Consider the following 11633-nt stretch of genomic DNA (forward strand, 5'->3'; position numbering starts at 1 on the left):
ATATGACACCTGATGATGGATCGCTGATCAGCCACAGTGCCGAGCAACAGGCACTGCGGGCCGATCTCTACCGCCTGCTGGCTCGTCTGCTGCGGGCAGCGCCCGATCAGCCACTCATCGACTTCCTGGCGGCGCTGGAGCCTGAGGCCATCACCATGCCCGGCGCGGATCAGCAGCAACTGCCCAGGGCGCTGGCCTCGCTGTCTCTCTCGGCGCGCGTCAGTGACCCTCGACGACTGGAGGACGAGTATTTCCAGGCACTGGTCGGGGTCGTGCAGGGCGAAGTGGTGCCGTATGCCAGTTGGTACCTGACCGGCTCATTGATGGAAATGCCGCTGGTGGCACTGCGCCATGACCTCAAGCGCCTCGGTTTCGAGCGCGAAGCCGACGTTCGCGAGCCGGAGGACCACCTGGGGGCTCTGTGCGAGGTCATGGCCATGCTGATCGAGGAGCTGCCCGGCGAACAGGTCAACTTCTTCCGTCAGCATCTGGCGAACTGGGGTGAGCGTTGCTGTGCCGACCTTGCACGCCGCAAGAGTCCTTTCTATGCCGCGGTTGGCTATCTTGGCCAGGCATTTCTGGCAGCCGAACGACGCAATCTCGGAGAGGCTCCCCAACCGACAGCCTCATTGGCGGACGTCGCAAGCCAAGACACCACTGGCTGGCAAGGCATACAACTTCCCCAATCGTGAGACCGACAGACACGCGCCGGACAGCACCCACAGCCCCGGCACACGCCATGGCCAGTGCTGGGGCTGATGCAAGACCCTGATGCAAGACCTGAAGCAAGACCGTGAGACACCCTTCAAGCGACAACGGATTCAGCGACGTTCGCCTTGAACATGACATGTCAGACAGGAGATCAGCATGAAGACTGATGACAACACGCAAGGCCAGGAACTGGCCCGTCAGGGCCGCCGCAAGTTCCTGAGGGTACTGGGAGCCAGCACCGTCGGGGCGGCAGCCGCTGGAACGCTGGCCGGGGCCGTCATCCCGGATCAGGCCGCGCCACAGGACGGCAAGACAGCAGACAGAGTGACCGACAACTATCGCGAGACGGATCACGTGAAGGCGTTCTACGCCACTCTGCGAGATTGACCTTCTGTCGGTCACGTCTCCACAGGGGAATCTGCCAGTGGCAACGCCGCCACCGCCAGTTCATCCGGGAGAGTACAGACTCGCCTGACGGCGTGACCGATCAGAGACACAAAGGGCAGCGTGGAGTTCACTCCAGCCGCCATTGACAGCGACAAGACGGCACAGGGGCTCGCTGGCGAATGCCAGAAGAGCCACCTGAAGAACCGCCACTCCCGACACGGCCACCTGACCCGCCCAAGCGGTGCATGTCGTGTATCGGGTGATGAGGAGAAAGATGTCATGCGACTGACCCCCACCCCCTCCAGCACGGAGAGTACGGGACTCGGCATCAACCGCCGCCAGTTCCTGAAGCGCAGCGGTGTTGCGACCGGCGGCCTTGCCGCGGCCAGCTTCATGGCCACCCCGATGATGAAGCGTGCCGAGGCCAAGACGGAAGTCTCACAGGCACCTGTCGAGACCAAGCGCACGATCTGTTCCCACTGCTCCGTGGGCTGTGGCGTCTATGCCGAAGTCCAGGAAGGCGTCTGGACCAAGCAGGAACCCGCCTTCGATCACCCCTTCAACCGCGGCGCGCATTGTGCCAAGGGCGCCTCGCTGCGTGAGCATGGTCACTCTGATCGTCGTCTGAAGTATCCGATGAAGCTCGAAGGCGGCAAGTGGAAGAAGCTGTCCTGGGAGCAGGCCATCGAGGAAGTCGGCAACAAGGTACTGGAGCTGACCGAGCAGCATGGCCCGGACAGCATCTACTGGCTGGGCTCGGCCAAGTTCAGCAATGAACAGGCCTACCTGATGCGCAAGTTCGCAGCGCTGTTCGGCACCAACAATGTCGATCACCAGGCGCGTATCTGCCACTCCACCACCGTCGCCGGCGTCGCGAACACCTGGGGCTATGGCGCGATGACCAACTCGTTCAACGACATGCACAATTGTCGTTCGATCCTGTTCATCGGCTCCAACCCCTCCGAAGCCCATCCGGTGGCGATGCAACACATCCTGCTTGCCAAGGAGCGCTCCAACGCCGAGATCATCGTCGTCGATCCGCGCTTCACCCGCACGGCAGCGAAAGCCAACAAGTACGTTCGTCTGCGTCCGGGCACCGATGTTGCCTACATCTGGGGCCTGCTGTGGCACATTTTCGAGAACGGCTGGGAAGATGAGGCCTACATCCAGCAGCGCGTCTACGGCATGGACGAGGTACGCGCGGAAGTCGCCAACTTCCCGCCCGACGTGGTCGAGCGCATCACCGGTGTCGGTGAAGCCGACATGCTCGACGTCGCACGTCGACTGTCCCAGAACCGTCCGGGAAGTGTCGTGTGGTGCATGGGTGGCACGCAGCACACCACCGGCAACAACAATACCCGCGCCTACTGCATTCTGGAGCTGGCACTGGGCAACATCGGCAAGTCCGGTGGCGGCGCCAACATCTTCCGGGGTCACGACAACGTTCAGGGCGCCACGGATCTGGGCCTGATGTCCCACTCCCTGCCAGGTTACTACGGCCTCTCCGAAGGGGCGTGGAGGCATTGGGCCAAGGTATGGAACGTCGACTTCGACTGGATCCAGAACCGCTACGACCAGACCGAATACCACGACGGCAAGCCGATGCACACCAACGGCATCACCGTCTCGCGCTGGGTCGATGGCGTGCTCGAGGACCCGGATCGCATCTCCCAGCGCACCGCGCTCAAGGCGATGTTCTACTGGGGGCATGCCGTCAACTCCCAGACCCGTGGACCCGAGATGAAGAAGGCCATGGCCAAGCTGGACATGATGGTGGTGGTCGACCCCTACCCGACCATCGCCGCCGTCATGCACGACCGCACCGATGGCGTCTACCTGTTGCCGGCCGCGACCCAGTTCGAGACCACCGGCAGCGTGACCAACTCCAGTCGCTCCCTGCAGTGGCGTGATCAGGTCATCGAACCGATGTTCGATTCCAAGCCGGATCACGAGATCATGTACCTGCTGTCCCGCAAGCTGGGCTTTGCCGACGAGCTGTTTCGCAACATCAAGGTCGAGGGCAGCGTGCCGGTGGTCGAGGACATCACCCGCGAATTCAATGCCGGGATGTGGACCGTTGGCTATACCGCCCAGAGTCCCGAGCGCCTGAAGGCACATCAGAAGAACTGGCATACCTTCGACTTCGAGACACTCAAGGCACGGGGTGGTCCCGCAAATGGCGACTTCTACGGTCTGCCATGGCCGTGCTGGGGGACGCCGGAGATGGGACATCCGGGCTCGCCCATCCTGTATGACACCTCCAAGACGGTGGCCGAAGGCGGTGGCAACTTCCGCGCCCGTTACGGCGTGGAACACAACGGCACCAATATCCTGGCCGAGGGCTCCTGGTCAAAGGGCGCCGAGATAGAGGATGGCTATCCGGAGTTCACCGACAAGCTGCTCAAGCAGCTGGGCTGGTGGGACGACCTGACGGCCGAGGAAAAGCAGGCGGCGGAAGGCAAGAACTGGAAGACCGATCTTTCCGGTGGCATCCAGCGCGTGTGCATCAAGCATGGCTGCATGCCGTACGGCAACGCCAAGGCACGTGCCCTGGTGTGGACCTTCCCGGACCCGATCCCCAAGCACCGCGAGCCGCTGTATACCGCGCGCCGTGACCTGGTGAAGGACTATCCGACCTGGCCGGATTCCGAGTCCATCTATCGCTTGCCGACGCTCTACGCCTCCATTCAGGAGAAGGACGTCAGCGCCAAATACCCGATCACCCTGACCTCGGGCCGCCTGGTGGAATACGAAGGGGGTGGCGAAGAGACACGCTCCATCCCGTGGCTGGCCGAGCTGCAGCAGGAGATGTTCGTCGAGATCAATCCGGCGCTGGCCAATGACCAGGGCATCAAGGATGGCGACATGGTATGGGTCGAGGGTGCCGAAGGCGGCCGCGTGAAGGTCAAGGCGCTGGTCACCGAACGAGTCGGGCCGGACGTGGTCTTCATGCCCTTCCACTTCGGGGGCCACTACGAGGGCGAGTCCCTGGAGTCACGCTACCCGGAAGGCACGGTGCCCTACGTGCTGGGTGAGTCCGCCAACACCGCGACGACCTATGGCTATGACCCCGTGACCCTGATGCAGGAAACCAAGGTCACGCTGTGCCGAGTCAGCCTCGCCTGAAGCGCGTCCCGACCCTGACTGTCGATCGCGTAAACGCCGAATCATCGAGCCAATCAAATGTCGATGATCAGAAATATCCGGCCTGTCGTCTGAGCCACTCGACGACGGGCCGTGAAGGAGAAGCAAGATGGCCCAGATGAAATTCCTGTGTGATGCAGAGCGCTGCATCGAGTGCAATGGCTGCGTGACGGCCTGCAAGAACGCCAACGAGACGGAATGGGGCATTCAGCGTCGCCGTGTCGTGACCCTGGATGACGGCAAGCCGAGCGAAGTCTCCATCTCGGTGGCCTGCATGCACTGTGACGACGCGCCCTGCATGGCGGTCTGCCCCACCGACTGCTTCTACAAGACCGATGACGGCATCGTCCTGCACGACAAGGATATCTGCATCGGTTGCGGGTACTGCCTGTATGCCTGCCCGTTCGGCGCACCACAGTTCCCGCAGCAAGGTGCCTTCGGCGAGCGCGGCAAGATGGACAAGTGCACCTTCTGTGCCGGCGGCCCGGCCGAGAGCCCGGAAGAAGAGTTCGAGAAGTACGGTGCCAACCGCATCAGCGAAGGCAAGCTGCCGCTGTGTGCCGAGATGTGCTCCACCAAGGCCCTGCTGGCCGGTGACGCCGAGACCGTCTCCGACATCTTCCGTCAGCGCGTGGTCTATCGTGGCCATGAAGACGGCGCCTGGTCGCCGGTCGACAAGGCCAGCCACCCGGAAACCTCGGCCAACCTGACCACCAGCAGCGTTCAGCAGGCGGATCACCTGGCCTACGACGCAGCCCGCAAGGGGTAAGGAGGCGACATGCGCGCGCACTTCACAGCTTCACGGTTGACCGTCGTCGCCATGTTCCTGTGTCTGATGCTGGCCAGCCTCTGGCTGGCCCCTCAGGCGCTGGCCGCGAATCCTGACGGCGAGATCGGTCAGGCGGTCGGCACGGTGAATGCCGACACCTGGCGTCAGGTGAAAGATGGGGAAAATTCCATCGACAGTCGCCATGACTCCAACTACAGCCTAATCAACCAGAGCGGCGAGACCTGGCGCCAGATCCGCAACCGCTGGATCTCACCGGGTGGCCTGATCGCTCTGGGCGGTATGCTGGCCGTGCTGGCGATCTTCTATCTGCTGGTGGGGCGCAACGATCTGGACCACCCCCGCTCAGGCAAGTTGATGCTGCGCTGGACGGCGTTGGAACGTGCCATGCACTGGACACTGGCCACACTGTTCCTCACGTTGGCCATCACCGGCATCAATCTGTTGTGGGGCAAGTTCGTGTTCCGCAATGTCTTCGGGGATGTGTTCTGGGCCAACATGATCATGGCGACCAAGGTGATCCACAACTATGTGGGGCCGTTGTTCTCGATCATGCTGATTCTGGTGCTGGCCAAGTGGCTGAAGCTCAACCTTCCCAAGAAGCATGACCTTGAATGGTTCCGCCAGGGCGGCGGCATGATGAAGGGCAAGCACCCGGATGCCGGCTTCGCCAATGGCGGGGAAAAGGCCTGGTACTGGATTCTGGCAACGGTCGGCCTGGTGGTGATTGCCAGCGGGCTGGTGCTCGACTTCCCGATCTTCGGTCAGACCCGTGACAACATGCAGTGGGCCAATGTCTTCCACGGCGTTGCCTCATTGATGCTGATCGCGGTGTCCTTCGGCCACATCTACATCGGTACCGCCGGCACGGAAGGTGCCTTCGAGGGCATGAAGACCGGTTACGTCGATGAAACCTGGGCCAAGCAACACCACAATCTGTGGTATGACGAGGTCAAGCAGGCCGAGGCGGCGGACCCGGCATCAGACCCCGCCACGGCACCTGACGACAGCCTGGCGCGTCAGCAACGCCCGAATTAGTCCGAGGCCAGACATCCGCTGGATGAGTGATGATTCGCCCGGTCAGGTTCGCCTGCCGGGCGTTTTGCATTGATATCGCCTCTCCCTGCCCGTCGCCCGGCCTCTCGCACCGGTTCACAGCCCTGCATTAGTTGCGTAAAGTTTCAGGTATCTGGCCTGGTCTCACCAGGCCCCCTCTACCATGAAGGCCTGCGCCATGCCGCGCCTTCTCAGGAGATTTCCATGAGCGACCCGACTCCCCAGACCGTCCAGGACCTGAACCAGCTGGACGAGCAGACCCGCACCGAGCTGGAAGCGGCCGCTTTCCGTCGTCTGCTCAAGCACCTGGATGACAACAAGGATGTCCAGAACATCGATCTGATGATCCTCGCCGACTTCTGCCGCAACTGCCTGTCCAAGTGGCTGATGGCCGCCGGCGAGGAACGCGGCGTGAGCTTCGATTACGACGCGGCGCGCGAGCACGTCTACGGCATGCCCTATTCCGAGTGGAAGACACATCACCAGGCCAAGGCGACCCCTGAGCAACTCGCAGCGCTCGAGGCACGTCAACAAGGCAAGAAGGACTGATCATGAGCGGCAATGACGAACAGATCGGCCTCACCATCGCGGTATTGACCGTCTCCGACACGCGCACCGAGGACACTGATCGCTCCGGTGACGCCCTGGTCGAGAGCCTGACGGCAGCCGGCCATACGCTGCATGAAAAACGTATCGTCCCCGATGACATCTATCAGTTGCGCGCCGTGGTCAGCGAGTGGATCGCGGACCCGGCCGTGCAGGTCATCCTGACCACCGGCGGCACAGGCTTCACCGGACGTGATTCCACACCGGAAGCCATCCGCGTGCTGCTCGACAAGGAAATCCAGGGCTTCGGCGAGCTGTTCCGTCAGCTTTCCCATCAGGAAGTCGGCAGCTCCACGATCCAGAGCCGCTGTCTGGGCGGCCTGGCCAATCGTACCGTGGTGTTCTGCCTGCCCGGCTCTACCGGGGCCTGCAGGACAGCCTGGAACGGCATCCTCAAGGAGCAGCTGGACAGCCGTCATCGTCCCTGCAACTTCGCCAATCTGGTGATCCCGGAGCGCGGAACCCATGCCCACTGACTCCTCTTCTGCACAAGAGGCATCCCGGACGGGTCAGACCAAGACCGCCTGCGGCTGCGATAGCGTGCCGGTTGGCGCCAAGGGCCTGGCCCCTCTTTCCAGTGCCTTGTCCGCATTGCGCGAATGCTGTCCGGTAATGCCGGTAGAGCAAGTCCCTGTCAGCAAGGCCGCGGGGCGTGTCCTCGCTGAGGATATCTACGCCGAACTGGACGTTCCTCCTGCCGACAACTCACAGATGGATGGCTACTGTGCAAGAGTAGCGGATATCGGTGATGGCGCCTGGCTGCCAATCAGCCAGCGCATCGCGGCAGGCCAGCCCACCTCGGCACTCGCCTCGGCAAGTTGTGCACGGCTGTTCACCGGGGCGGAAATCCCCGAAGGCGCCGACGTTGTGGTCATGCAGGAAGAAGTGACACTGCGTGAGAACGAAAATGGCACCACGGAAGCGTGGCTGCCCGGCCCACGGATTCCCGGCGACAATATCCGCCGACAGGGACGCGACGTCACTCGTGGCACTCGGCTGATCGCCGCCGGCACTCGCCTGGATGCCGCGATGCTTGGCCTGCTCTGTGGTCAAGGGCTCAGCTACGTATCGGTACGACACAAGGTACGCGTTGCCCTGTTCGCGACCGGCGATGAACTGATCGAACCGGGACAGCCCCTCGAACCGGGGCAGATCTACAACTCCAATCGCGTGATGCTCAGCCAGATGCTCAGCGACTTCGGGGCTGACGTGGTGCTTGCGCCACTCAATGTGGCCGATACCTTCGAGGCCACTCGCGATGCTCTTGCGACAGCGGCAGAACAGGCCGACTTGATCGTCACCTGTGGCGGGGTCAGCGTCGGGGAGGAAGATCACGTCCGCCCTGCCATCGAGGCGCTTGGCAGCCTGGATCTCTGGCGCCTGGCCATCAAACCGGGCAAGCCACTGGCGCTGGGGCGCATCCTCAACACGCAAGGCGACTCGGTGCGTGTGGTGGGGCTACCTGGCAACCCGGTGTCGAGCTGGGTCGGTGGCTGGCTGTTTCTTCGCCCCATACTGGGCGAGATGCTCGACTGTGACGCACTGCGGACCCTGAGAAGCCTCCGGGTACGTTCCGCCTTCTCGGCCAACACTGCCATCCGTCAGGACCATCTGCGTGTCACGCTGACGCCAGCCGATGATGGCCAGCTTGAGGCTCACGCCTTCCCGGACCAGAACTCAGCCGTGCTCTCCTCATGCGTCGGCGCTGAGGCATTGGCCGTGATCCCTCCCCACGCACAGATAAGCCCCGGCGACAGTGTGGAGTGTCTATGGCTGGAGAGTTGAGTGATTTCCGCTCCTGACCGGCATCCCCACCTCCTCTGACGCTGGAATGCGACAACCGAGTGACCCTCCAGCGTCATCTTGACCTTCCCTCTGAGTCCGGCACACTGACTGCTTTTATTCGTCAGCGTTCTGGCCTGCCAACCGCAGGCCAGAACGCTGGAATGTTCCGGACTCTTGAGCAAGGACATCTCAATGCCAGCCAATTCCTCGTCGCCTCGTGCGTTGTTGCGCCCACTCACCATGGCTGTGCTGCTTGCCACCGCTTCGTCATCCCTCCCGGCCTTGGCCAATGACAATGAAACGGCACCAGCCCCGGGAACATCCGTCACCGAATGGAGCTACTCGAGTGAGTCGGGCGACAGCGCCAATGGACCGGAACACTGGGGAGACCTCACCCCCGGCTACGCGGAATGCGCCAGTGGTGCCCGGCAATCACCGATCGACATCGACAGTCAGTCACGCCCTCTGGAGGAAACAGGGCCGAAGCTCGACTACCACTCGCCGCTGCTCGTCACTCGGGACACGGGGCACACCTTGCAGATCGAAGGGGCCAGCGGAAACACGATGACACTGGATGGCACCCCCTACACTCTGTCACAGGTGCATCTGCATGTGCCCTCGGAACACGCGATCGATGGCAAGCGCGCTGCCATGGAAATCCATCTGGTGCACACCACTCCAGAAGGCAAGTTGGCAGTGCTGGCCGTGTTGGTCGAGGAAGGACATGACAATCTGGCGCTCAGCCGTCTGTTGAGCCGTCTTCCACAGCGAGGACTCTCCGAGACTCTGACAAGCGGACTGTCTGCCAACCTGCTGCTGCCACGCGAGCATGCTGGCTGGCAATACTCCGGCTCGCTGACCACTCCGCCATGTTCTGAACCCGTCACCTGGTTTGTGATGAAATCACCGATCGAAGCCTCTCGGTCACAGATCGATGCCTACCTGGAGTGGCAAGGAGGGGAGAATTCTCGCCCTCTCCAACGCTGACGACACGATTTCCTCTCAAACCATGAAAACGCCACCCGACAGGGTGGCGTTTTTTTTCGTGTGCTCAGAAACATATTTCAAACGTTTAAGCAACGGACATTACTGACCAGCGAGCGCCTACTTATAAGGATATCTTAAAGTAATGCGATTTTTCGCCACGACATTAATCAGTTAGCGGCATTCCATGAACGCATCGATACGAAACCAGAATAATCATACCCAGGGAATGATCCAGATACGTCCTTGCAGCGTTCTTGAAAACACACCCCATACCGCCATGCTACTCAGGTATCAGTGGCGTAGACAGCATCGACGAATTGAACAAGAAATCGAGAAACACAAGAAAATCAAATCAAACGATATATAAACGCATATCATTCATGCGACAGTGCTAGAAAAATGAACCCACACATAATACTGTGTTAATCATTGATAATTAATAGAAAGTCGTAAAAGCACACAAGAAGTGCCATTGAGGACAACAATATGCCAGTCAATGCCAAGGTCGCTCCGCACGGTCAACTCGAAAGTCAGGAAGCTATCCTGCGTGAAGTCGATAACATCACCCTCAATGAAGCCTCGGATGTCAGCCTGGACCTCCATCCACGTGACGTAGAAATGATGACCCGCCAAGGGGACAACCTGCTTGTCACTCTTGAGAACGGGGATCTGGTCACGATCGAGAGTTTCTACGCCGACCCCAGCGAACTTAGTCATCTGTATCTTCAGGGTGATGAATTCGCTGGAGAAATATTCCAGGTCGGCCTTGGCGAGGCCGGTGCCAGTGGCGCAGTCCCCTTCACGAGCACTGCGACATTGACCACGGCAGAGTCTGCCCTCGCCACAGCGGCTGCGGGAGCAAGCTCTGTCGGCGCCGGGGCGGAAGCAGCCACCGGCGCAGGGGCTGGCGCCGGCATCAGTACTGCCGGACTGGTGGCAGGCGGTGTTGCAGTAGCCGCCGGCGTTGGGGTTGCCGCAGCCACTTCTAGCGATAGCGCTTCCTCTGATGCGGACACGACAGCGCCCGATGCTCCTCTTCTGAGCGACACCAATGGCATGGTCCTCAGCGGCATCAGCGAGCCCGGTGCCACTATCGAAGTCATCAATGCATCCGGTGAGATCGTGGGCACCGCGACGGCTGATGCCGATGGCAACTTTGTCGTTGAGCTGGATCCGCTGCAGGAGCCAGGCACCGAACTGAGCGCCACTGCTACCGATGCCGCTGGCAACGAAAGTGCTGTCTCCGACACCCTGCTGGTGCCGGAAGATGCCGACGTCACCGCACCGAACACGCCGACCATCGCCTCTGCCACCGACGACGTGGAAGCCGTCACAGGCGCCCTCGCCTCGGGCGACAGCACCAATGACGCGACCCCGACGCTGACCGGCAGCGCCGAAGCCGGCAGCACCGTCACGATCACCCACAACGATGAAGTGATCGCTACTGTCACGGCAGATACCAATGGCAGCTGGACCTACACCCCGACGACCGCGCTGACCGAGGGCGATCAGACCTTCAGCGTCACCGCCACCGATGCCGCGGGCAACGAAAGTGCGGCGTCTAGCGAGTTCACGCTGACCGTCGATACCACCGCACCGGGTGCACCGACGCTGATCGAGTCCGATGGCACCACTGTCTCCGGCACGGCCGAGGCTGGCAGCGATGTCGTCATCACCAACAGCGATGGTCAGGACGTCGGTAGCGGCATTGCCGAGGATGACGGCTCCTTCAGCATTGTCCTGGATCCGGCACAGGAAGATGGCGAGACGCTGACGGCGACCGCCACTGATGCCGCGGGCAATATCAGCAGTGATTCAGCACCGACCGTCGTGGATACCGGTATCGATGCCACCGCACCGAACACGCCGACCATCGCCTCTGCCACCGACGACGTGGAAGCCGTCACAGGCACCCTCGCCGATGGAGACAGCACCAATGATGCGACGCCAACCCTGACCGGCAGCGCCGAAGCCGGCAGCACCGTCACTCTCACCCATAACGGTGAAGAGATCGGCACCACCACCGCCGATAGCAATGGCACCTGGAGCTTCACACCAGGCACCGAATTCGCCGATGGCGAGCACGTCTTCAGCGTCACCGCCACCGATGCCGCGGGCAACGAAAGTGCACCGTCTGCCGACTTCACGCTCACCGTCGACACCGTCGCGC

At 61.6% G+C, this 11633-nt stretch carries 10 protein-coding genes; all 10 read left to right on the plus strand.

Features of this window, described 5'->3' with window-relative positions:
• The first annotated feature begins 2 nt into the window (after positions 1-2).
• Positions 3-692 (plus strand): molecular chaperone TorD family protein, encoded by a 690-nt coding sequence (locus QD228_RS08210; protein ID WP_176493876.1) that lies wholly within the window; start codon positions 3-5, stop codon positions 690-692.
• A 175-nt stretch (positions 693-867) separates the two neighbouring features.
• On the plus strand, positions 868-1098 hold the full coding sequence (locus QD228_RS08215) for a hypothetical protein (RefSeq protein WP_077376618.1): 231 nt from the start codon (positions 868-870) through the stop codon (positions 1096-1098).
• A gap of 279 nt (positions 1099-1377) precedes the next feature.
• Positions 1378-4224: a molybdopterin-dependent oxidoreductase gene (locus tag QD228_RS08220; protein WP_279875061.1), complete on the plus strand. Its 2847-nt coding sequence runs from the start codon at positions 1378-1380 to the stop codon at positions 4222-4224.
• Between the two features lie 127 nt (positions 4225-4351).
• On the plus strand, positions 4352-5011 hold the full coding sequence (fdh3B, locus tag QD228_RS08225; RefSeq protein WP_084208727.1) for a formate dehydrogenase FDH3 subunit beta: 660 nt from the start codon (positions 4352-4354) through the stop codon (positions 5009-5011).
• A gap of 51 nt (positions 5012-5062) precedes the next feature.
• Positions 5063-6067 carry a formate dehydrogenase subunit gamma gene (locus tag QD228_RS08230; RefSeq protein WP_240499745.1) on the plus strand — a complete coding sequence of 335 codons (1005 nt, stop codon included), beginning with the start codon at positions 5063-5065 and terminating at the stop codon, positions 6065-6067.
• A gap of 222 nt (positions 6068-6289) precedes the next feature.
• Positions 6290-6634: a DUF1244 domain-containing protein gene (locus QD228_RS08235; RefSeq protein ID WP_077376629.1), complete on the plus strand. Its 345-nt coding sequence runs from the start codon at positions 6290-6292 to the stop codon at positions 6632-6634.
• Positions 6635-6636: 2 nt separating this feature from the next.
• Positions 6637-7167, plus strand: a complete 531-nt coding sequence (gene moaB / locus QD228_RS08240; RefSeq protein ID WP_136937849.1) for a molybdenum cofactor biosynthesis protein B — start codon at positions 6637-6639, stop codon at positions 7165-7167.
• Positions 7157-8476 carry a gephyrin-like molybdotransferase Glp gene (gene glp, locus QD228_RS08245; protein WP_279875063.1) on the plus strand — a complete coding sequence of 440 codons (1320 nt, stop codon included), beginning with the start codon at positions 7157-7159 and terminating at the stop codon, positions 8474-8476. The genes moaB and glp overlap by 11 nt, the downstream gene beginning before the upstream one ends.
• Positions 8477-8668: 192 nt before the next feature.
• Positions 8669-9463, plus strand: a complete 795-nt coding sequence (locus tag QD228_RS08250) for a carbonic anhydrase family protein (protein WP_084208731.1) — start codon at positions 8669-8671, stop codon at positions 9461-9463.
• A gap of 486 nt (positions 9464-9949) precedes the next feature.
• On the plus strand, positions 9950-11633 hold a 1684-nt coding region (locus QD228_RS08255; RefSeq protein WP_279875065.1), incomplete at its 3' end, for an Ig-like domain-containing protein.

Source organism: Cobetia sp. 3AK, assembly GCF_029846335.1.
GTDB classification, from domain to species: Bacteria; Pseudomonadota; Gammaproteobacteria; order Pseudomonadales; family Halomonadaceae; genus Cobetia; species Cobetia marina.

Excerpts from the sequence above, each read along its gene's own strand:
- QD228_RS08210 (WP_176493876.1), top strand. The coding sequence starts at position 3 with ATGACACCTGATGATGGATCGCTGATCAGCCACAGTGCCGAGCAACAG.
- QD228_RS08215 (WP_077376618.1), top strand. The coding sequence starts at position 868 with ATGAAGACTGATGACAACACGCAAGGCCAGGAACTGGCCCGTCAGGGC.
- QD228_RS08220 (WP_279875061.1), top strand. The coding sequence starts at position 1,378 with ATGCGACTGACCCCCACCCCCTCCAGCACGGAGAGTACGGGACTCGGC.
- fdh3B (WP_084208727.1), top strand. The coding sequence starts at position 4,352 with ATGGCCCAGATGAAATTCCTGTGTGATGCAGAGCGCTGCATCGAGTGC.
- QD228_RS08230 (WP_240499745.1), top strand. The coding sequence starts at position 5,063 with ATGTTCCTGTGTCTGATGCTGGCCAGCCTCTGGCTGGCCCCTCAGGCG.
- QD228_RS08235 (WP_077376629.1), top strand. The coding sequence starts at position 6,290 with ATGAGCGACCCGACTCCCCAGACCGTCCAGGACCTGAACCAGCTGGAC.
- moaB (WP_136937849.1), top strand. The coding sequence starts at position 6,637 with ATGAGCGGCAATGACGAACAGATCGGCCTCACCATCGCGGTATTGACC.
- glp (WP_279875063.1), top strand. The coding sequence starts at position 7,157 with ATGCCCACTGACTCCTCTTCTGCACAAGAGGCATCCCGGACGGGTCAG.
- QD228_RS08250 (WP_084208731.1), top strand. The coding sequence starts at position 8,669 with ATGCCAGCCAATTCCTCGTCGCCTCGTGCGTTGTTGCGCCCACTCACC.